Raw genomic sequence first — 20,373 nt, 5'->3', positions numbered from 1 at the left:
CCGCTGTCGCGGGCGGGAAACCGCCCGCGACCCTTTATGGCGCAAAGGAACCGAAGTCGCGGCAGCCATCTGAAGACACCGGCGTTCCGCCGCCGACCGGGCTCGCCCGCTGGAAGCTGATCGGCCCCGGAATCGTCGTTGCGGTGACGGGGGTAGGCGCCGGCGACCTCGTCGCCACCCTCATCGCCGGCGCGCGCTTCGGCTACGCCCTGCTGTGGGCCGCCGTCATCGGCTGCATCCTGAAGATCGCCCTGGCCGAGGCGACCGGACGCTACCATCTCGCCACTGGCTCCACGATGCTGGAAGGCTGGCGCTCCCTGGGCCGCTGGACCAGCTGGTATTTCGGTCTCTACATCCTGCTCTGGGGCTTCGTTTACGGTGGCACCGCCATGAGCGCGACTGCCCTCCCTCTGGCCGCCCTGTTTCCCGATCGGCTGCCCTTCTGGGCCTGGGGCGCGCTTTCCGGCATGGCAGGCGCGGCCTTCGTCTTCTTCAACCGCTATGCGATCTTCGAAATGGTGATGAAGCTTTTCATCGCCCTCATGTTCCTGACCGTCGTCGGGCTGGCGATCCTCGTCGCCCCCGATTTCGGCGCGGCGCTGAATGGACTCGCCCCCACCCTGCCCTCCGGCTCCGCCATCTACACGCTGGGCCTCATCGGCGGCGTGGGCGGCACCATCACCCTGGCGGCCTATGGCTATTGGGTGAACGCCAAAGGCTGGCGCAGCCCGGCCTGGATCCCGATGATGCGGCTGGACAATCGCGTGGCCTACACCGCGACCGGCATATTCGTCGTCGCCATGCTGATCGTCGGCGCCGAACTGCTGCACAGCGCCGGAATCGCGCTTTCCAGCGGCGACCGCGGCCTTCTCGATCTGGCCGATGTGCTCCGGCAGCGTTTCGGCAAGCCGGTCGCGACATTTTTCCTGATCGGCTTCTTCGCCACCACCTTCTCGTCGATCCTGGGGGTGTGGCACGGCGTATCCATGCTGTTCGCCGATTTCGTCCGCAACCTGCGCCCCGGAAAGGATGAAGGCCTTGGCGCGGAGCTGGAAACCAGCCCCGCTTTCCGCTTCTATCTGCTGTGGCTCACCTTCCCGCCGATGCTGCTTCTGCTGCTCGGCCAGCCTTTCGCGCTCATCATCGCCTATGGCGCCTTCGGGGCTTTCTTCATGCCGTTTCTGGCGATCACGCTGATGTGGCTGCTCAATTCGGCGCGCACGCCGGCCGAATGGCGCTCCGGCTGGTTTTCCAACAGCCTGCTGGCTGCCGCCACGCTATTGTTCGTGGTGCTTTGCGCCGATCAGATCCGGTCGCTGATCTGAAAGCAGGAACATCGCATGGTCGGCCCTGAGATTCGGCCAGACCCTGACTCGCCTTTCCTCGTCCAGATAGGCTTCGCGTTCGATCCTCAGCCCCATCTGCGCCGCCAGCATGCGGAAATCGTCGATCGTGCAGAAGTGGATATTCTCCGTTTCGTGCCAGCTTACCGGCAATGTGCGCGTCATCGGCATGCGCCCCTTCAGCAGCAGGCTGGCGCGCACCCGCCAGTAGCCGAAGTTCGGAAAGGCGACGATCGCCTGCCGCCCGATCCGCACCAGTTCGGAAAGCACATGCGCCGGCCGGTCCATCGCCTGCAGCGTTTCCGAGAGGATCGCATAATCGACCGACTGGTCGGGGAAGGCCGCCAGATCGCGCGTGGCGTCCCCCTGCACCACCGACAGGCCCTGCGCCACCGCGGCCGCCACGCGCCGGGAGTCGATTTCGATTCCCCGGCCGTCCACCTGCTTCGCATCGCGCAGATAGGCGAGCAGCCGCCCATCCGAGCAGCCGACGTCCAGCACGCTGGCCCCCGGCTCGACCTGCGAGGCGACCTGCTGCAGGCGGATGGAAAGCCTGTTCACCGCCCGGCCTCCCCCGCCCGCAGGAAGCCGTCGACGACCGTGTTGAGGCCCGGCGTGTCCAGCAGGAAGGCGTCATGGCCGAAGGGGCTTTTCAATTCCACGAAGCTGACATGCCGGCCGGCGGCCACCAGCGCCTGCACGATGCGCTTCGATTCCGAGGTGGGGTAAAGCCAGTCGCTGTCGAACGAGATCACGCAGAAGCGCGCCCGGGTTTCCGCGAAAGCCGCCGCCAGTTGCCCGCCATGGCTTTCCGCCAGATCGAAATAGTCGAGCGCGCGGGTGATGTAGAGGTAGGAATTGGCGTCGAAGCGGTCGACGAAGCTCATCCCCTGGTGGCGCAGATAGGATTCGATCTGGAAATCCGCGTCGAAGCCGAAGCTCTTCGCGTCCTTCCGCTGCAATCTGCGGCCGAACTTCTCGGTCAGCCCCGCTTCGGACAGATAGGTGATGTGCGCCGCCATGCGGGCCACCGCCAGCCCCTTGGCCGGGCCGGCGCCGGCTTCATAGGCCCCGCCCTTCCATTTCGGGTCGGCCATGATCGCCTGCCGCCCGACTTCGTGGAAGGCGATGTTCTGCGCGCTGTGGCGGGCGGCGGTGGCGATCGCCACCACCGACTCCACCCTGCCGGGAAAGCTCGCCGCCCATTGCAGCACCTGCATTCCGCCCATCGATCCGCCGACGGCCGCGCGCAGCTTCGAAATGCCCAGCCGATCCAGCAGGGCCGCCTGCGCGCGCACCATGTCGGCGATGGTGATCACCGGGAACCTCAGCCCCCAGGGCTCGCCGTCGCCGGGGTGCGGGCTTGCCGGCCCCTCGCTGCCCATGCAGCCGCCGATGACGTTGGTGCAGATGATGAAATGCCGTTCCGGGTCTATCGGCTTGCCCGGCCCCACCATGCGGTTCCACCAGCCGGGCTTGCCGGTTTGCGGATGTTCGGTCGCCACATATTGGTCGCCGGTCAGCGCATGGCAGATGAGGATGGCGTTGGAGCGGTCGGCATTCAGTTCGCCGATCGCCTCGAAGGCGATCGCCGGCGCCGGCAGCTTCAGGCCGCTGTCGAGCGGCACATCCTGATGCAGGTGCACGACATGATGGGGAATGGCAGGGGGCACGATGCGCGCGTTAGCAGCGCCGGGCGGCTCTGGCAAAGCCCCCGCGCACTTGCCGGGCCGGGCCGCCGCCCCTAGGGAACCGCGCATGACTGCTCCGATCGCCAACCCGTGGATCCGCGAAATCCAGGCCTATGTTCCCGGCTCGTCCAAGGGCGTGGGCGGCAAGCCGCCCGTCAAGCTCTCCTCCAACGAGAACCCCTGGGGGCCGAGTCCGCATGCGGTCGAGGCGCTGCGGGCCGGGGCCGGCGAAAGCCACCGCTACCCGGACGGCACCGCCGCCGGCCTGCGCGCGAAGATCGCCGCGCTGCACGGGCTGGACGCGGAGCGGATCGTCTGCGGCACCGGCTCCGACGAGATCCTGCAGCTTCTGCCCATGATCTACTGCAAGCCGGGCGACAGCGTCGCCTATGTGCGCCACGGCTTCATGGTCTATCCGATCGCCGCCCGCCGCGCCGGGGCGGAGCCACTGGCCGCGCCCGACCGGGATTATACCGCCGACATCGACGCGCTGCTGGCGACCGTCCGCGCGGATACGCGGCTGGTCTATCTCGCCAATCCTAACAACCCCACCGGCACGATGGTTTCGGCGGCGGAAGTCGCCCGGCTGCACGCCGCGCTCCGCCCCGACGTGCTGCTGGTGATCGACCAGGCCTATGCCGAATATCTCGACTCGCCCGACCCGGACGGCGGGCTGGCGCTGGCCGCCGCGCATCCGAATGTGCTGGTCACCCGCACCTTTTCGAAAATCTATGGGCTGGGCGGGCTGCGGGTCGGCTGGGCGACCGGCCACCCGGACATTGTCGCCGAACTGAACCGGGTGCGCGCGCCCTTCCCCATCTCGGTGCCGGCGCTGGCCGCCGCGGAAGCCGCGACGCTCGACCAGCAGCATGTGGCGAATTGCCGGGCCTGGAATCGCGAACAGCGCACACGCCTTGCGGAGGCGATCGGCAAGCTTGGCAACAAGGGGCTGAACGCCGTCCCGTCCGAGGCGAATTTCGTGCTGATGACCTGCCCGGAAAGCGGGCCGCTGACGGCCGAGACGATCCACAAAGGGCTGGCGGAAGCGGGCTACATCACCCGCTGGCTCCCGGGCCAGGGCCTGCCGCATGCGCTCAGGATTTCCGTCGGCACAGAGGATGAAACCAGCGGCGTGATCGCGGCGCTGCGGGCCATCGCCGAAGCTGCCTGATGCTGCCCTTTTCCCGCGTCGCCATCATCGGCCTCGGCCTCATCGGCTCTTCGCTGGCGCGCGCCGTGCGCCAGCACATGCCGACCGTGCACCTGACCGGAACCGACATCGACGAGGCCGTGCGCGTTCGCGTGCACGAGCTTGGGTTGGTGGACGATGTAGCCGACTCGCCGGGCGCTGCGGTGGTCGACGCGGATCTTGTGATCCTGGCCGTGCCGCTCGGCGCCTTCGCCAGCGTCGGGGCGGAGATAGCGCCCGAGCTTTCGCCCGGAACGCTTGTGTCGGACGTCGGCTCGGCCAAGCAGACGGTCATCGACACGCTTGGCCCGCTGCTGCCGCATGGCGTGCAGCTGGTGCCCGCCCACCCGGTCGCCGGCACGGAGCGTTCCGGGCCGGACGCCGGCTTCGCGCAATTGTTCGAAGGCCGTTGGTGTATCCTGACACCGCAACCCGGCACCCCGGAATCGACCGTCACCCGGCTGGCGGAATTCTGGACGAGGCTTGGTTCGAAGGTGGATGTCATGGACGCCCGCCACCATGATCTGGTGCTGGCCGTCACCAGCCATATCCCGCACCTGATCGCCTATTCGATCGTCGGCACGGCGGCCGATCTGGAAGGCGTGACCCGGGGCGAAGTGATCAAATATTCGGCCGGCGGCTTCCGCGATTTCACCCGCATCGCCGCATCCGACCCGACCATGTGGCGCGACGTGTTCCTGACCAACAAGGATGCGGTGCTGGAAGTGCTGGGCCGGGTGAGCGAGGACATCGCCGCTCTGCAACGCGCCATCCGCTGGGGCGAGGGCGATACGCTGTTCCAGCGCTTCAGCCAGTCCCGCGATATCCGCCGGGCCATCGTCGAGGCGGGGCAGGACACGGCCGCCCCCGACTTCGGTCGAAATCCGGGCTGACCCACAGCTTCAGTCGAAGGCGTTGGGCAACTCGTCCTCGCTGCGCGCCCGCACGATCGCGCGCGCCAGAACCGACGGATGGCCGGCCCGCGCCATAGCCGCAAGTTGCTTCTCCTCGGCGCTGCGATCTTCGGGCGGAGGGCCGAACGGGCCGAGCCGCTTGCGCCGCGCGAACAGCAGCGCCGCCTCCAGCGCATCCACCTGCTCCAGTGCCGAGGCCTGAACATCCCCGTCGATCCCATTGGCGGCGAGCGTCTGCCGCACCCGTGCCTGCCCCAATCCGCGCCGCGAAAGCCCTCGCGCCCGGCTTTCCGCGAACAGCGCGTCGTTCACATAGCCCAGTTCCACCATCCGGTCGGCGATGGCGTCGAGATCGGGCGGTGCCCCCCCCTCCTCCCAGCCGCGCTGCCGCAGCTTCTGCTCCAGCAGCCGGATGAGCCGTGCCCGGCTGGTCTGGAATCGCTCCACATAGCGAACCGCAACGGCTTGCAGGGCGCCCGCGTCCAGCGGCGCAGCCGGCTTTCTTTCCCGTCGTTCCCGCGTTTTCGAGGCCATTGCCACCTTGCTGCCACAGTTCGGGCCTCTTTTGAACCAGCATGGCATCCACATGCAGCGTGCAACCTGTGCTATTCTGCGCCATGGGTTGTGCGCGAAGGGTGCCGGCAACCGGGCACCAGCAGTTAAGGGTACGCCAGGAATGACAGCTGTGGACGAAGCCGCGACCGACGCCCCGAACGGGCCGGAGCCGACGCCTCTTCTTTCCGGCATCCCGTTTGTGACGGGCCGATACGAAACGCTGACCGACGCCCTGGATTACGCGGCGACCGGCGCGACCGGCTATAATTTCTACGACGCCCGCGCCAACCTGCTGCGCGCCTATCCTTTTGCGGAACTGGCGCGCGACGCCCGCGAAAATGCGCTGCGCCTGATCGCGCATGGCGTGAAGCCCGGCGAACGCCTGGCGCTGATCGCCGAAACCGGCGCCGAATTCGCCGCTGCCTTCTATGCCGCCCTCTATGCCGGCGTGCTGCCCGTGCCGCTGCCGCTGCCCACCTCGTTCGGCGGCCGGCAGGCCTATGTCGAACAGATCCGCGTGCAGCTTTCCAGTTGCGATCCTGTCCTCGTCCTCGGGCCGGACAGCCTGAAGGCGATGTTCGCCGAGGCCGCCGAAGGTCTGGCGCCCGCCATGGGTTGGGAGGAGTTCGCCGCCCTGCCCGCGCCGGCCGCCGCGCTTCCGAAAGCCGATCCGGACGCCATCGCCTATCTGCAATACAGCAGCGGCTCCACCCGCTTCCCGCACGGCGTCGCGGTGACGCACCGGGCGGTGATGGCCAACCTCAACGGCCACGCGCTTTCCATGCAATTGGCCGTCGGCGACCGTGGCATCAGCTGGCTGCCCTGGTATCACGACATGGGTCTCGTCGGCACCTTCCTGTCGCCGATGGCGGTGCAGCTTTCGGTGGACTTCATCGCCACCGACGATTTCGCCCGCCGCCCGCTCAGCTGGCTGACGCTGATCAGCCGCAATCCGGGCAACAGCCTCTCCTACTCGCCGACCTTCGGCTACGACATCTGCGCCCGCCGCGTCTCCACCCAGACGGACGTGGCCGGCCGCTTCGACCTGTCGCGCTGGAAGATCGCCGGCAACGGCGCCGACATGATCCGGCCCGACATCTGCCAGGCCTTCGTCGACGCCTTCGCGCCGGCCGGTTTCCGCGCGGAAGCCTTCACCCCCAGCTACGGCCTTGCCGAAGCCACGCTGGCGGTGACCGTGGCCCCTGCCGGCCAGGGGATCGTCTGCGATCTCATCGATGAGAAAAAGCTTGCAGGCGAAGGTTTTGCCGACAATCCTTCAGATCTTGCCAAACCCGTCCGCTACCGCGCCATCGTCGATTGCGGCGTGGCGTTGAAGGGCCTTTCCATCGAGATTCGCGGCAACGATTCCCAGATTCTGGGCGACCGGCAGATCGGCCGGGTGCTGGTGAAGGGCCTGGGGATCATGCAGGGCTATTTCCGCGACCCGGAAGCGACCGCCGCCTGCCTTTCGGCGGACGGCTGGCTGGACACGGGGGACATGGGCTATCTCGTCAACGGCCATCTCTTCATCGTCGGCCGCGCCAAGGACATGATCATCCTCAACGGCAAGAATCACTGGCCGCAGGATATCGAATGGGCGATCGAGCAGCTCGAAGGCTTCAAGGCCGGCGACATCGCTGCCTTCTCCATCACCACGCCGCAGGGCGAGGAAGCGCCGGCCGTGCTGGTGCAATGCCGCACGACGGACCTCGACGAGCGCGCCCGGCTGAAGGAAGCGATCCGCAACAAGGTCCGCTCCATCACCGGCATGAGCTGCGTGGTGGAACTGGTGCCGCCGCGCACCCTGCCGCGCACCTCGTCGGGCAAGCTCAGCCGGGTGAAGGCGCGCCAGCTTTACCTGTCGGGCGAAATCGTGCCCTTCGACGTCGCGGCCTGAACGCCCCTTCCATGGTGGCGCCAGCCTGGCCTAAAGCTGGCGCATGACCCCCGACGCCATCGCCAACTGGGTCGACCGCCTGCCGCCCCGCGCCGCTCTTTACGCGCGGCTGGGCCGGTTCGACAGGCCGGCCGGCATCTGGCTGCTGTTCTGGCCCTGCCTTTTCGGCGCCTTTCTGGCGCCCGTTGCCGGCTGGTGGCCGCTGTGGCCTTTGTTCTTTCTCGGCTCCGTCGCCATGCGCACCGCCGGCTGCGTCTACAACGACATAGTGGACCGCGATCTGGACGCGCAGGTGGCGCGCACCGCCAGCCGGCCGGTCGCCAGCGGCGCCATTTCGGTGAAGCGCGCCCGGCTTTTCCTGCTGCTGCTTTCGCTGGTGGGGCTCGGCGTGCTCCTCGCCCTGCCGCGCCAGGCGCAATGGGTGGCTCTGGCCTCGCTCATGCTGGTGGCGGGCTACCCCTTCATGAAGCGCATCACCTGGTGGCCGCAGGCCTGGCTGGGGCTGACCTTCAACTGGGGCATTCCCGTCGGCTGGGCCGCCGCCGACCCGACGCTGCGCGCCGACCTGCCGGTGATGCTGCTGGTCTATGGCGCCGCCATCGCCTGGACGCTCGGCTACGACAGCATCTACGCCACGCAGGATGTGGAGGATGACGCGCTCGCCGGGGTAAAATCCTCCGCCCGGGCGATGGGCGCCTGGCTGAAGCCGGGCGTCGGCCTTTTCTATGCCCTGACGGTTGCGCTTATGGCATTGGCGCTGTGGCGCTGGGGCGCATCCTGGCCGGTCATCGCCAGCCTGATTCCGGCGGCGGCGCATCTGGGCTGGCAGGCCGTCACCCTTCAACCCACCGACACGCAATCGGCGCTGAAGCGCTTTCGCGCCAACCAGTTCACCGGCCCGTTGCTGCTGCTGCCCATCCTGCTTGCCGCCATCGAAGCCGGGGCCTAAGCCCCTCCCATGCTGACACAAGACCAGGCTCTCGACCGTCTCGACCATTTGCTCGGCACCGCCCGCAAGTCCGGCGCCGACAAGGCCGACGCCGTCTATTTCGGGGAAGCCTCCACCGGAATCGGCGTGCGCCATGGCGCCTTGGAGGATATCGGCCGCTCGGAAGGCGAGGAAATCGGCCTGCGCCTGTTCCTGGGTGACCGCTCGGCGCAGGTTTCGGTATCGGACCTCTCGCCGCAGGCGCTGGACGAAGCGGTCCAGCGCGCCCTCTCCATGGCGCGCGAAGCCACGTCCGACCCCTATGCCGGTCTCGCCCCGCAGGAACGGCTGGCGAAAGGCCCCTTCGCCGATTTCGACCTGTTCGACCCGGCCGTCGAGGCATTGCCCGCCGAACGGCTGAAGGCGATGGCGCTGGAGGCGGAAGACGCCGCCCGCGCCGTTCCCGGGATCAGCACCAGCGAGGGTGGCTCGGCAAGCGCGGGGCTCAGCGTTTCGGCACTCGCGACTTCCCACGGGTTCAGGGGAGCGGCCAGCGGCACATCGGTTTCCGTCTCGGCGGTGGTGATCGCGGGCGATGGTGCCGGCCGCCAGCGCGATTATGAATGGCATTCCGCCCGACATCTCTCCGATCTCGAATCGCCGGCGGATATCGGGCGCGAGGCTGGCGAGCGCACGGTCAAACGGCTGAATCCCGGGCAGACGCCCACCGGCGCCCTGCCCGTGGTCTTCGATCCGCGCGTTTCCGCCAGCCTCATCGGCCATCTGCTGGGGGCCATCAGCGGTTCCTCCATCGCCCGGAAAACCAGCTTCCTGATCGGCCGTGAGGACGAGTCGCTGTTCGCGCCCGGGATCGCCATTCACGACAACCCGCACCTGCCGCGCGCCCTGCGCTCCCGCGCCTTCGATGGCGAGGGCCTGCCCACCGCGCCACGCAGCCTCGTTTCCGGCGGCCGCCTCACCGGCTGGCTGATCGACAGCGCCTCCGGCCGGCAATTGAGCCTTGCCCCCACCGGCCATGCCAGCCGGGGAAGCAGCGGCCCGCCCGGTGTCTCAGCGTCGAACCTCTGGCTGGAGGCCGGCAGCGAAAGCCCGGAGGAGCTTATATCGGATGTAAAGGACGGACTTTATGTCAATGAATTGATTGGAATGGGGGTTAGTCTTTTGACGGGCGATTACAGCCGTGGCGCCGGCGGGTTCCGCATACGCGACGGCCGGCTGGCCGAGCCCGTCGCCGAAGCGACGATCGCCGGCCACCTGCTGGAAATGTTCCGCGCCCTGCGCCCGGCGAATGACCTGCAGTTCCGCCAGGCGTCGAATGCCCCCACCATTCGGGTGGATGGGATGACGATCGCGGGGTAATAAAGCTTGGGGTGACGGAGGGGAATAGGAGACCCCAACCTAGAGCCGCAGTTTCCGCGCCACCGCCTCCGCCACCCGGTCCAGCCCTTGCGCGACCGGGCCGTCAGCCAGCGGCCGGCCCGAGTCCGACGCTTCCACCACCGCCGGGTCCAGCGGCAGTTCCGCCAGCGTTTCCGCGCCGGGCGCCAATTCGCCTTCCGGCCGGCCGAAGGGATATAAAGTGCTGCCGTCCGGCCCCGCCATGCCGGCCATGTTCATCACCACGCCCAGCACCGGCACCATCAATTGTTCGAAGAAGGCGACCGCGCGGCGGGCATCGGCGCGCGCCAGTTCCTGCGGCGTCGAAACCACGAGTGCGCCGCTAGGCTTCAGCTTCTGCGCCAGGGACAGATGCACATCCCCGGTTCCGGGCGGCAGGTCGATCACCAATATGTCGAGTTCGCCCCAGTCGGCGACCGTCGCCATCTGCAGCATGGCCCCTGCCACCATCGGCCCGCGCCAGGCGACGGCCTTGTCCGGATCGGCCATCACGCCCATTCCAAGCATCTTCAGCTCATGCGCCTCCATGGGAATGAGGCGCTTTTCCGCCGTCGCCCGCGCCCGCTCTTTCACGCCCAGCAGGATATGCAGCGACGGCCCCTGGATATCGCCATCCAGCAGCCCCACCTTCAACCCCCGGCGACAAAGCGCCAGTGCCAGCCCCGCCGCGATCGTGGACTTCCCCACTCCGCCCTTTCCGGCGCCCACCCCGATGATATGCCGGACGCCCGGGATGACGGCGGCATCCCCGACGGGCATCGCCCCGCGTTCCGCCGTCTGGATCACCCGGACGGACTGGAAGCCGCCGGCGCGCAGCCGCTCGCCTATGGCGATTTCCAGCGCCTGCGCTTCGGCGCGCGTCAGGTCCGCGACGTCCAGCACCAGCCCCACGTTGCCGTCGCCTCGGGCCACCAGGCCGGAAACCCGCCCGGCGGCCATCAGCGATCCCGTGCGTTTCGGGTCCGGCATCTGCTCCAGCAGAGTGGCTGCGCTGTTCCTGTCCACGATTGACGCCTCGCTTTCTCTGAGCGAGGCTCCTATATCGCCCTGAAGGGACCTGCAATCCGGTCAGCGGAAGGGACAGAAAGGCGTACATGCCCTGGCAGAACAATGAGGACGGCGAGGAATCCGGCCGGAACGGGGAGAACGGCAAGCGCCGCAACCCCTGGGGTATGCCCGGCGGCTCGCAAGGCGGCGGTCAGGGCAGTGGGCAGGGCAAGGAACCGTCTTCCGGCCCGCGCAACCCATGGGGCGAACCCACAGGCCCGCGCGGCGGCAACGAGGGGCGCCCGCGCGGAAATGGCGCGCCCGACTTCGACGATTTCATCCGCCGCAGCCAGGAGCGGCTTCGCGGCCTCGGCGGCAACCAGGGCGGCGGCGGTGGACGCGGCGGCGGGCGCTCCGCGCCCAATATTCCCTGGGGGCTGATCGGCGGCGGCCTGGCGGTGATCCTTCTCGCTTCCACCTCCGCCTATCAGGTGGGCGCGGGCGAGCGCGGCGTCGTCACCCGCTTCGGGCAATATTCCTCCACCAGCAATCCGGGTTTCCACCTGAAGCTGCCGGCCCCCATCGACCAGGTGACGAAGGTGCGCTTCGAGGATATCCGCACCACCCTCATCGGCACGGTCGATGGCGAGAATGAGAATCTGATGATCACCGGAGACGGCAATGTCATCAGCATCGCCTATGCCGTCCGCTGGCGGATCAAGAACGCGGAAGACTTCCTCTTCCAGGTCGCCGACCCGGAAGCGACGGTGCGCGACGCCACCGAATCGGCGATGCGCGAGATCATCGGCCGCTCGACCCTCAACAACGCCATCGGCCCGGAGCGCGCCGCGATCGCCGAGCAGGTGCGCGAGCGGGTGCAGGAAATCCTCGACAGCTATCGCGCCGGTGTGCTGATCCAGGGCGTGGACATCAACAAGGCCGACCCGCCGAACGCCGTCGACGAAGCCTTCAAGGATGTGTCGGCCGCCCAGCAGGACGCGCAGCAGTTCCTGAACCAGGCCCGCGCCTACGCCCAGCAGATCCAGGCGCAGGCCGCCGGCGCCACCGCCGCCTTCGACAAGGTGTATGAGGAATATCGCCTTGCCCCTGAAGTGACGCGCAAACGTATGTATCTTGAAACCATGGAAAATGTGCTCGGCAAGGTGGACACGACGGTGATCGAGACGCCCGGTGTGCAGGCCTATCTGCCGCTGCCGGAAATTCAGCGGCGCAACCGTGCCGCCCAGGCCGAGGAGGCGCAGCGATGAACCAGCGCAATATCGCGATCGGCGCTGCCGTCCTTGCCGCCGCCGGCGTGGGGCTCGCGCTTTCGGTGCTGCGCGTGCCGGAGGACAAGCAGGCGATCATCCTGCAACTCGGCCGCCCGGTGTCGACGGTGAACACCTATAAGCCGAACCAGAGTTTCGGGGAAACCGGCGCCGGCCTCGTGCTGCGCACGCCCTTCCTTCAGAATGCGGTCTTCGTCGACAAGCGGATCATGTCGCTCGACATTCCGCCGCAGACGGTGCTCTCCACCGATCAGTTGCGGCTGGTGGTGGACGCCTATGCCCGTTTCCGCGTCGTTGATCCGGTGCGCATGTACCAGACCGTGCGCACGGAAGACCGGCTGACCGAGGAACTGTCGCGAATCCTCTCGTCGCGAATCCGCAACGAGCTTGGCGCGCAACGCTTCGACGCGCTTCTGTCCCCCGAGCGCGGCCGCTCGATGGACAATATCCAGGATGCGGTGAACCGCTCGGCCAAGGCCTATGGCGCGGAGATCATCGACGTCAGGATCAAGCGGGCCGACCTGCCGCCGGGCACGCCGCTGGAAGCCGCCTTCGAGCGGATGCGCACCGCGCGCGAACAGGAAGCGCTGACCATCCGCGCGCAAGGCGCGAAGAACGCGCAGATCATCCGCGCCGAAGCCGATGCGCAGGCGGCGCGGGTCTATGCCGAGAGCTTCGGCAAGGATCCGCAATTCTATTCCTTCTATCGCTCGATGGAGGCGTATCGGAAGAGCTTCGCGCAAGGGAACAGTTCCGTCGTTCTCAGCCCGTCCAACGAGTTCCTGCGGGAGTTCAACGGACGGCGCAGCAACTAGCCACCCATCGAACCAGGGGCCATTGCAACAATTGATCGTGGCAATGGCACCATTCATCCAAGATTAAATCAAAAGTCCCGAAGAGGCTGACCGATGACCAAAGATGCGGAGTCCCAAGTGACGGACAGCCTTCCCCAGACGAATACTGATCAACCCGCCCCTCAAAAAACCGGCTCCCGGCGCGCCGGCTTCCTGACGGCAGGTCTTTCGGCCGGCATCGCCGCCGTGGTGGCGACCGCCATTCCGGTGTTCGCGCAAACCGCCGTGCAGACGCCTGCCCAGAACCCGGCGGCGCCCGCCGCGCAGCCAGCCCAGCAGCCGCTCGCCCTGCCCCCGCGCGGCGCGCCGATGAGCTTCGCGGACCTGACGGCGAAGCTGCAACCGGCCGTCGTCAACATCTCCACCACGCAGAGGGTGGAAGTGGGCCGTTTCCCGCGCTTCGCGCCCGGCACCAACATCGAGGACCTGTTCCGCCGCTTCCAGGAGCAGCAGGGGGACGATGGCCAGCCGGTCACCCGCGAAGCCCAGTCGCTCGGCTCGGGCTTCCTGATCTCGGCGGACGGCTATATCGTCACCAACAACCATGTGATTTCCGGCCGCGACGGCCAGAAGCTGGTGGACACCATCACCGTCACCTTGTCCGACCGCCGCGAATACACCGCGCGGGTGATCGGCCGCGACCCGCTTTCCGATCTCGCGCTGCTGAAGATCGACGGCCAGAACCTGCCCTATGTGCAGTTCGGCAACAGCGAAGGCACCCGCGTCGGCGACTGGGCGATCGCCATCGGCAACCCCTTCGGCCTTGGCGGCACGGTCACCGCCGGCATCGTCTCGGCGCTGCACCGCGGCATCCAGGGCGGCGGCGCCTACGACCGCTATATCCAGACCGACGCCTCCATCAACCAGGGCAATTCCGGCGGCCCGCTGTTCGATCTGAACGGCAATGTGATCGGCGTGAACACGGCGATCTTCTCCCCGACCGGCGGCAATGTCGGCGTCGGCTTCGCCATTCCGGCGGAACTGGCGCAACCGGTTATCGAGCAGCTCCGCACCTCGGGCAAGGTTCGCCGCGGCTATCTGGGCGTGCAGATCCAGAACATGAGCCCCGCGATCGCCGCCTCGCTCGGCCTGCCCAAGGACCGGGGCGAGATCATCGCTTCCGTCGAGCCCGGCGGCCCGGCGCGCGCCGCCGGCCTGCAACAGGGCGATGTGGTGGTGAAGGTGGCCGGGCAGGACGTCACGCCCGACAACAACCTTTCCTACATCGTCGCCAACACGCCCATCGGCTCGCGAATCCCGGTGGAAGTGATCCGCGGCGGCAAGCGCCAGACGCTGACCGCCACCATCGGCGAGCGTCCGTCCGAAGCGTCGCTTCTGGGCCAGCCCGAGCAGCCCGCGCCCGATGAGAAGAGCGCCGGATCGGATGCCACGCGCAAATCGCTGGGAATCACCCTGCAGGCCATCTCGCCGGAAATCCGCCGCCAGCTCCGCCTGCCGGACACGGTGACGGGCGTCGTCATCGCCGACGTCAACCCGTCCTCCAATGCCGCCGAGGAAGGCCTGCAGCGCGGCGACATCATCGTCTCGGTCAACCAGCAGCCGGTTTCCAGCCCACAGCAGGCGGCCGACGCCGTGGCCGCCGCCCGCAAGGCCGGCCGCGACACGGTTCTGCTGTTCGTCCAGCGCGGCAACGCGCCCGGCCGTTTCGTGGGCGTGAAAGTCCAGTAACCGCCAATAAAGGCGTGAAATCGCCGTTCGAGGAAGCTACCACTGCCCGGGAACCAAACCGGGCAGTGGGGATATGATGACCGATACCGACGGCACCCTTTTCATCGGCGCGCAAGCGGGCGGCGAAGCGCCGCAGGCCCTGGTGCTGAAACGCGCCAACCGCCACGGGCTGATCGCCGGAGCCACCGGCACCGGCAAGACCGTCACCCTGCAGATCCTCGCCGAGGGCTTCAGCAAGGCCGGCGTTCCGGTGTTCCTTTCGGATGTGAAGGGCGATCTCTCCGGAATCGCCATGCCCGGCTCTCCCACCGCCAAGACGCATGACGCCTTCCAGAAGCGCGCCGCCGACATCGGCCTTGGCAGCTACCCCTATGCCGATACCCCCGCCGTCTTCTGGGACCTGTTCGGAGAGCAGGGCCACCCTGTCCGCACCACCATTTCCGAAATGGGGCCGCTGCTGCTGGCCCGCCTTCTCGGCCTCAACGAAACCCAGGAAGGCGTGCTGAACATCGCCTTCAAGGCCGCCGACGATCAGGGCCTGCTGCTGCTGGACATGAAGGACCTGAAGCAGATGCTGACCTGGTGCGCCGACAATGCCAAGGATCTGGCCACCAGCTACGGCAATGTCACCTCCGCCTCCATCGGCGCCATCCAGCGCCAGTTGCTGGCGCTGGAATCGCAGGGCGGCGACCGCTTCTTCGGCGAACCGGCGCTGGTGATGACCGACATGATCCGGCTGGCCGACGACGGCCGGGGGCAGGTCAACATCCTGGCCGCCGACAAGCTGATGTCCAGCCCGAAGCTCTACGCCACCTTCCTGCTGTGGATGCTGTCCGAGCTGTTCGAAGAGCTTCCCGAAGTGGGCGACCCGGACAAGCCGAAATTCGTCTTCTTCTTCGACGAGGCGCATCTGCTGTTCGACGAGGCGCCGAAAGCGCTGCTGGATAAGGTGGAGCAGGTCGTCCGCCTGATCCGCTCGAAAGGCGTCGGCGTCTATTTCATCACCCAGAATCCGATCGACGTGCCGGAGGATATCGCCGGCCAGCTCGGCAACCGCGTGCAGCATGCGCTCCGCGCCTTCACCCCGCGCGACCAGAAGGCGGTGAAGGCCGCCGCACAGACCTTCCGCCCGAACCCGAAAGTGAATGTGGAACGGGAAATCACCGAGCTGAAGACCGGCGAGGCGCTGGTTTCGCTGCTGATGACCGATGGCGCCCCCTCCCCTGTGGAGCGCGTGCTGATCCGCCCGCCGGCCTCGCGCGTGGGGCCGCTGGAGTCGGCCGAACGCAAGGTGCTTCTCACCTCCTCACCGCTGGCCGGCAAATATGACGAGACGGTCGACCGGGAGTCGGCGTTCGAAGTGCTGTCCGCGAAGGTGGAAGCCGTGCAGAGGGAAAAGGCCGAGGCCAGGGCCGAGGCGGATGCGAAGAAAGCCGCCGCGCAGAAGGCGAAGGAAGATGCCGCTGCGCAGCGGGCCTATCGCAACTCGCCGATGGGGAAAGCGGAAAAAGTGGCCGTCGCCACCGCGACGGCAGTCGCCGTGCAGGCCGGCCGCAGCATCGTGCGCGGCGTGCTGGGAGGCCTGTTCCGCAAAAGATAGGATGCAACCCACGCAGCGAACGGCGGTTCCAGTGGGAAGCGATGGCTATACAACTCCCTCGTCACCCCGGGCTTGACCCGGGGTCCCGCTTTTCTGCCGGCGCCGCGCTTGAGGAAGACAGCAAGACCCCGGGTCAAGCCCGGGGTGACGGCTGTTGGAAATGTCCGGTGCCAGCTCGGCGACCGTATAATTGCCGTTGGTGGGTAAACTGCAATCAGGGAGGCAGGCTCCCTTCGTCCGCGCCTCAGGCGCCCGGAACGGTCACCCGGGCGATATCGGCGTTGCGGGTGGCGGCCGGCGCGTCCAGCAGTTCGCGCAGGAACTGGCCCTTGTCCACCACGGCCACATTGTGCTGGCCGGTGAGGTCGGTCGCGGTGTTGCGCACGCTCTGGTCGGTGCGAAGCGCGTTCGCGTCTGAGAGCAGCCTGTTCTCGATCTCGGAGCGCGGCGGCAGTTGCACGCCGGGGCCGAACAGCGCTTCCAGCGCCTGTTGCTGGCTGTCGGCGGCAATGGGGCGCGGCGAACCGGGGCGCGGCGGCACCAGGGCATAATCCGGCGGAATCACCAGCGGCGCCTGCTTGCCCACGGCGAATTCGTCCGGCCGCTTGCGGTCGGCGATGTCGTTGCTCTTGCAGCCGATAAGAAGCACGGCGGGCGCGGCGAGGAGGATCAGGGCATTACGCATCTTTGCTTCTTTCCGACTGGCCGTCTGAACGGCCGATGAGCGCACGAACGAGAAGGATCACCACGCCGATGGTGATGGCCGCATCCGCGATGTTGAATACATAGAAGGACCAGGGGCCCGCGTGCAAATGCACGAAGTCCACCACATAGCCGAAGCGCACGCGATCGACGATGTTGCCGATCGCGCCGCCCAGCACCAGCCCCAGCGCCAGCGCTTCCGGCCAGGCGCGTTCGCGGCGGATCCAGAAGGCGACGACGATGGCGATGACCGCCGTCAGCCCCACCAGCATCCAGCGGCCCACTTCCGTGTCCGCCGTCAGCATCCCCATGGAAACGCCGCGATTTTCCACCCAGGTCAGCGACAGGAAAGGCAGGAGCGGGATGGTCACCGCCTGCTCCAGCTTCACCACATGGATGATCCAGTATTTCACCAACTGGTCGAGCAGGAAGACGATCGCCGCCAGCGCATAGGCGAAGCGGATCATGCGTCATGCTCCAGAACCACCTCGTCGCAGCGGGCGCAAAGATCGGATTCGGGCGACACATCCGGCAGATGGCGCCAGCAACGGGCGCAGCGCGCATCGGCGGAGGCCCAGGTTTCCACATGCGGCTCGTCCGCGCCTTCCAGCACCTCGACCGCCGAGACGATGCAGAATTCCGCGAAATCGACCGACCGCACCAGGGCGGCATCTTCGGCCGGCAGATGCAGGCGAACCGCCACCTCGTTGGAAGAGCCGACCTGCTTTTCCCTGCGCATCGGCTCGATCGCCTGCGTCACCAGCGCCCGCAGTTCGCGCAGCCGGTCGAAACGGGCTTCCAGCGCCTCGTCGCGCCATTCGGCGGGAATTGTGGCGTAGGTGCCGAAATGCACCGAGCCGCCGGCCCCGTGCCGATGCTCATGCGCTTCCTCGGTGGTGAAGACCAGCACCGGCGCCAGCCAGGCGTTCAGCGCGTCGAACAGCTTCGCCAGCACCGTGCGATAGGCGCGCCGGCGGCTGGAATAAGGCCCGTCGCAATAAAGGCTGTCCTTGCGGACATCGAAGAAGAAGGCGGAAAGATCGCTGTTCACGAAGCCGATCAGCGCCGAGATGTAGCGATTATAGCCATGCACCTCCAGCGCGGCGCGAAGCTCCATGTCCAGCGCCGCGAGGCGGGAGAGAATATAGCGTTCGAGCTCCGGCATTTCGGCGGCGGGAACGCTATCCTCCTGCGCATGGCCATTCAGCGCGCCGAGCAGATAGCGCAGCGTGTTCCGCAGCTTGCGATAGCTGTCGATGGCGGTCTGCAGCATCGCCTTGCCGAGCCGCACATCCTCGACGAAATCGACGCTGGCGCACCAGAGGCGCAGCACGTCCGCGCCGCTGTCGTCGATCAGCTTCAGCGGGTCGATCACATTGCCGAGCGATTTCGACATCTTGCGGCCGCGCTCGTCCAGCGCGAAGCCATGGGTGAGCACCGCCTTGTAAGGCGCCCTCCCCCGCGTGCCGCAGCTTTCCAGCAGAGAGGACTGGAACCAGCCGCGATGCTGGTCGGAGCCTTCGAGGTAAAGATCGGCCTGTTCCGCGTGCAGGCGGGCTTCGGTGACGAAGGCATGGGTGGAACCGCTGTCGAACCAGACATCGAGGATGTCCGTTACCTGCTCATAATCCCCGGCGTCGTAGGCGTTGCCTAGCAGGCTTTGCGGGTCACGGGTCCACCAGGCGTCGGCCCCTTCCCGTGCGATGGCTTCGGCGATGCGCTCGTTCACCTGGCGGTCGCGCAGATAGTCGCCCGTGCCCTTCTTCACGAACAGGGTGATGGGCACGCCCCAGGCGCGCTGGCGGCTGAGCACCCAGTCTGGCCGGCCTTCCACCATGGCGCGGATGCGGTTCTCGCCCTGACTGGGGAACCATTTCGTCTCGCCGATGGCCTTCAGCGCCCGGCCGCGCAGCGTGCTGCCGTCGCTTAAGTTCCGGTCCATCGCCACAAACCATTGCGGCGTGCAGCGGTAGATCAGCTTCTTCTTCGAGCGCCAGCTATGCGGATAGCTGTGGCGATAGTCGGTGGTCGCCGCCAGCAGGGCGCCGGCTTCGCGCAGCGCCGAGCAGATCGGCCCGTCCGGATCGTTCACCTTATAGACGTGCTGCCCGCCGACGACCGGCCAGTCGGCCTGATAAGTGCCGTCCGGCCCGACCACGAACTTCGGGTCGATGCCATGCGCCTTGCAGAGATGGAAATCGTCCTCGCCATGATCCGGCGCCATATGCACGAGGCCGGTGCCGGCATCTGTGGTGACGAATTCGCCGGGCAGCAGCGGGCGCGGTTCGGCGAAGAAGCCGCCGAGAGGGTGCCATGGGTGGCGGGCGATGGCGCCGGCGAGAGCAGAGCCTTTGCCCTGCCAGATCAAAGCGCCATCGCGACCAATACGCTTCAAGAAAGCATCGACCAGCGATGTCGCAACCAGATATTCGCCAAGTCCTCCCATCTGCTCATCGAATAGTTTCAGCAAACTGTAATCTACATCTTCCCCATATGCCAAAGCCCGGTTAACCGGCAGCGTCCAAGGTGTTGTCGTCCAGATCACAACGTAAGCGCCGACCAGTTCCGGCGCGTTCGGCGCTTCCATAATCTCGAACGCCACATCCACCTGCGTGGACGTGATCTCTTCATATTCGACTTCGGCTTCCGCCAGCGCCGTCTGCTCGACGGGGGACCACATCACCGGCTTGGCGCCACGGTAGAGCTGGCCGCTTTCCGCGAACTTCATCAGCTCCGACGCAATCGTAGCTTCGGATGAGAAATCCATGGTAAGATAGGGATTATCCCAATCCCCCCACACCCCCAGCCGCTTCAGTTGCGCGCGCTGCACATTCACCCAGTGCGCGGCATAGTCCCGGCACTGCTGGCGAAAGGCCATCGGCTCGATGTCGCCCTTCCTGATGCCCTTCTCGCGGTTCAGTTCCTCCACCCGCCATTCGATCGGCAGGCCGTGGCAGTCCCAGCCGGGGATATAGGGGCTGTCGAAGCCCAGCATGCTGCGGGTGCGGACCACGAAATCCTTCAGGATGTGGTTCATCGCATGGCCGAGGTGCATGTCCCCGTTCGCGTAGGGCGGGCCGTCGTGCAGGATCCAGCGCGGAGCGCCAGTGCGAAGCGCGCGCAGCTTCTCGTGCGCGCCCTCCGCCGCCCAACGTTCCAGCAGGCGCGGCTCGGTCTGGGCAAGGCCTGCCTTCATGGGGAAGCCCGTCTCGGGCAGGAATACGGTGTGGCGGTAATCTGCCGCCTTTTTGCTCTCGGTCATGGGCGCCACGCTTTAGAGCATCCCGCGCCCCTTGCAAGCCGCTGCCTTGCGAAT

General features: G+C 67.1%; 17 protein-coding genes. 10 read left to right on the top strand and 7 right to left on the bottom strand.

Going from position 1 to position 20,373, the window contains the following annotated elements; translation table 11 throughout:
• Positions 1-116 precede the first annotated feature (116 nt).
• On the top strand, positions 117-1,325 hold the full coding sequence (locus L6Q21_RS03260) for an Nramp family divalent metal transporter (RefSeq protein ID WP_255696714.1): 1,209 nt from the start codon (positions 117-119) through the stop codon (positions 1,323-1,325).
• On the opposite strand, the gene metW is transcribed toward L6Q21_RS03260, so the two are convergent.
• Positions 1,278-1,904 (bottom strand): methionine biosynthesis protein MetW, encoded by a 627-nt coding sequence (metW, locus tag L6Q21_RS03255; protein WP_237829079.1) that lies wholly within the window; start codon positions 1,902-1,904, stop codon positions 1,278-1,280. The genes L6Q21_RS03260 and metW overlap by 48 nt on opposite strands.
• Positions 1,901-3,016: a homoserine O-acetyltransferase MetX gene (gene metX, locus L6Q21_RS03250; protein ID WP_418895794.1), complete on the bottom strand. Its 1,116-nt coding sequence runs from the start codon at positions 3,014-3,016 to the stop codon at positions 1,901-1,903. Before metX ends, metW begins: the two co-directional genes overlap by 4 nt.
• Positions 3,017-3,101: 85 nt before the next feature.
• Between metX and hisC the strand changes: the two genes are divergently transcribed.
• Together hisC and L6Q21_RS03240 are read left to right on the top strand one after the other, a co-directional pair.
• Positions 3,102-4,205 (top strand): histidinol-phosphate transaminase, encoded by a 1,104-nt coding sequence (gene hisC / locus L6Q21_RS03245; RefSeq protein ID WP_237829078.1) that lies wholly within the window; start codon positions 3,102-3,104, stop codon positions 4,203-4,205.
• Positions 4,205-5,116 (top strand): prephenate/arogenate dehydrogenase family protein, encoded by a 912-nt coding sequence (locus L6Q21_RS03240; RefSeq protein WP_237829077.1) that lies wholly within the window; start codon positions 4,205-4,207, stop codon positions 5,114-5,116. Before hisC ends, L6Q21_RS03240 begins: the two co-directional genes overlap by 1 nt.
• Positions 5,117-5,125: 9 nt before the next feature.
• Here L6Q21_RS03240 and L6Q21_RS03235 read toward each other — a convergent pair whose 3' ends face one another.
• The gene (locus tag L6Q21_RS03235) at positions 5,126-5,671 is read right to left on the bottom strand and encodes a regulatory protein RecX (protein WP_237829076.1); all 546 of its coding nucleotides are present in this window, start codon (positions 5,669-5,671) and stop codon (positions 5,126-5,128) included.
• 142 nt (positions 5,672-5,813) lie between these two features.
• On the opposite strand from L6Q21_RS03235, the gene L6Q21_RS03230 reads away from it, so the two are divergent.
• From L6Q21_RS03230 to L6Q21_RS03220, 3 genes are read left to right on the top strand one after another with little or no spacing between them, the layout of a single operon-like run.
• On the top strand, positions 5,814-7,589 hold the full coding sequence (locus L6Q21_RS03230; protein WP_237829075.1) for a fatty acyl-AMP ligase: 1,776 nt from the start codon (positions 5,814-5,816) through the stop codon (positions 7,587-7,589).
• Positions 7,590-7,632: 43 nt separating this feature from the next.
• Positions 7,633-8,538 carry a 4-hydroxybenzoate octaprenyltransferase gene (ubiA, locus tag L6Q21_RS03225; protein WP_237829074.1) on the top strand — a complete coding sequence of 302 codons (906 nt, stop codon included), beginning with the start codon at positions 7,633-7,635 and terminating at the stop codon, positions 8,536-8,538.
• Positions 8,539-8,547: 9 nt separating this feature from the next.
• Positions 8,548-9,897: a TldD/PmbA family protein gene (locus tag L6Q21_RS03220; protein WP_237829073.1), complete on the top strand. Its 1,350-nt coding sequence runs from the start codon at positions 8,548-8,550 to the stop codon at positions 9,895-9,897.
• A gap of 39 nt (positions 9,898-9,936) precedes the next feature.
• Here L6Q21_RS03220 and L6Q21_RS03215 read toward each other — a convergent pair whose 3' ends face one another.
• Positions 9,937-10,941 carry a P-loop NTPase gene (locus L6Q21_RS03215; protein WP_237829072.1) on the bottom strand — a complete coding sequence of 335 codons (1,005 nt, stop codon included), beginning with the start codon at positions 10,939-10,941 and terminating at the stop codon, positions 9,937-9,939.
• An 89-nt stretch (positions 10,942-11,030) separates the two neighbouring features.
• On the opposite strand from L6Q21_RS03215, the gene hflK reads away from it, so the two are divergent.
• The 4 genes from hflK to L6Q21_RS03195 all read left to right on the top strand — a co-directional run bounded on the left by hflK (position 11,031) and on the right by L6Q21_RS03195 (position 16,355).
• Positions 11,031-12,191 (top strand): FtsH protease activity modulator HflK, encoded by a 1,161-nt coding sequence (hflK, locus tag L6Q21_RS03210; RefSeq protein ID WP_237829071.1) that lies wholly within the window; start codon positions 11,031-11,033, stop codon positions 12,189-12,191.
• Positions 12,188-13,027, top strand: coding sequence for a protease modulator HflC (hflC, locus tag L6Q21_RS03205; protein WP_237829070.1), 840 nt, complete (start codon positions 12,188-12,190; stop codon positions 13,025-13,027). Before hflK ends, hflC begins: the two co-directional genes overlap by 4 nt.
• A 93-nt stretch (positions 13,028-13,120) precedes the next feature.
• Positions 13,121-14,755 (top strand): Do family serine endopeptidase, encoded by a 1,635-nt coding sequence (locus tag L6Q21_RS03200; RefSeq protein ID WP_237829069.1) that lies wholly within the window; start codon positions 13,121-13,123, stop codon positions 14,753-14,755.
• 76 nt (positions 14,756-14,831) lie between these two features.
• Entirely contained in the window at positions 14,832-16,355 is a 1,524-nt protein-coding gene (locus tag L6Q21_RS03195; protein WP_418895801.1) for a helicase HerA-like domain-containing protein, read from the top strand.
• Between the two features lie 244 nt (positions 16,356-16,599).
• Here L6Q21_RS03195 and L6Q21_RS03190 read toward each other — a convergent pair whose 3' ends face one another.
• Genes L6Q21_RS03190 through ileS form a run of 3 tightly spaced genes read right to left on the bottom strand, consistent with a single transcriptional unit; the run spans position 16,600 to position 20,319 of the window.
• Positions 16,600-17,040: a DUF3035 domain-containing protein gene (locus L6Q21_RS03190; protein WP_237829067.1), complete on the bottom strand. Its 441-nt coding sequence runs from the start codon at positions 17,038-17,040 to the stop codon at positions 16,600-16,602.
• Positions 17,033-17,524 (bottom strand): signal peptidase II, encoded by a 492-nt coding sequence (gene lspA, locus L6Q21_RS03185; protein WP_237829066.1) that lies wholly within the window; start codon positions 17,522-17,524, stop codon positions 17,033-17,035. The genes L6Q21_RS03190 and lspA overlap by 8 nt, the downstream gene beginning before the upstream one ends.
• Positions 17,521-20,319: an isoleucine--tRNA ligase gene (gene ileS, locus L6Q21_RS03180; protein WP_237829065.1), complete on the bottom strand. Its 2,799-nt coding sequence runs from the start codon at positions 20,317-20,319 to the stop codon at positions 17,521-17,523. Before ileS ends, lspA begins: the two co-directional genes overlap by 4 nt.
• Between the last annotated feature and the right edge of the window lie 54 nt (positions 20,320-20,373).

The organism is Sandaracinobacteroides sayramensis, assembly GCF_022014495.1.
In the GTDB taxonomy this organism is placed as follows: Bacteria; Pseudomonadota; Alphaproteobacteria; order Sphingomonadales; family Sphingomonadaceae; genus Sandaracinobacteroides; species Sandaracinobacteroides sayramense.
This window is presented reverse-complemented; position numbering and strand designations above follow the sequence as displayed.

Coding starts and splice junctions, on each gene's coding strand:
- hisC (WP_237829078.1), top strand. CDS start 3,102: ATGACTGCTCCGATCGCCAACCCGTGGATCCGCGAAATCCAGGCCTAT.
- L6Q21_RS03240 (WP_237829077.1), top strand. CDS start 4,205: ATGCTGCCCTTTTCCCGCGTCGCCATCATCGGCCTCGGCCTCATCGGC.
- L6Q21_RS03235 (WP_237829076.1), bottom strand. CDS start 5,671: ATGGCCTCGAAAACGCGGGAACGACGGGAAAGAAAGCCGGCTGCGCCG.
- L6Q21_RS03230 (WP_237829075.1), top strand. CDS start 5,814: ATGACAGCTGTGGACGAAGCCGCGACCGACGCCCCGAACGGGCCGGAG.
- ubiA (WP_237829074.1), top strand. CDS start 7,633: ATGACCCCCGACGCCATCGCCAACTGGGTCGACCGCCTGCCGCCCCGC.
- L6Q21_RS03220 (WP_237829073.1), top strand. CDS start 8,548: ATGCTGACACAAGACCAGGCTCTCGACCGTCTCGACCATTTGCTCGGC.
- hflK (WP_237829071.1), top strand. CDS start 11,031: ATGCCCTGGCAGAACAATGAGGACGGCGAGGAATCCGGCCGGAACGGG.
- hflC (WP_237829070.1), top strand. CDS start 12,188: ATGAACCAGCGCAATATCGCGATCGGCGCTGCCGTCCTTGCCGCCGCC.
- L6Q21_RS03200 (WP_237829069.1), top strand. CDS start 13,121: ATGACCAAAGATGCGGAGTCCCAAGTGACGGACAGCCTTCCCCAGACG.
- L6Q21_RS03195 (WP_418895801.1), top strand. CDS start 14,832: ATGACCGATACCGACGGCACCCTTTTCATCGGCGCGCAAGCGGGCGGC.
- L6Q21_RS03190 (WP_237829067.1), bottom strand. CDS start 17,040: ATGCGTAATGCCCTGATCCTCCTCGCCGCGCCCGCCGTGCTTCTTATC.
- lspA (WP_237829066.1), bottom strand. CDS start 17,524: ATGATCCGCTTCGCCTATGCGCTGGCGGCGATCGTCTTCCTGCTCGAC.
- ileS (WP_237829065.1), bottom strand. CDS start 20,319: ATGACCGAGAGCAAAAAGGCGGCAGATTACCGCCACACCGTATTCCTG.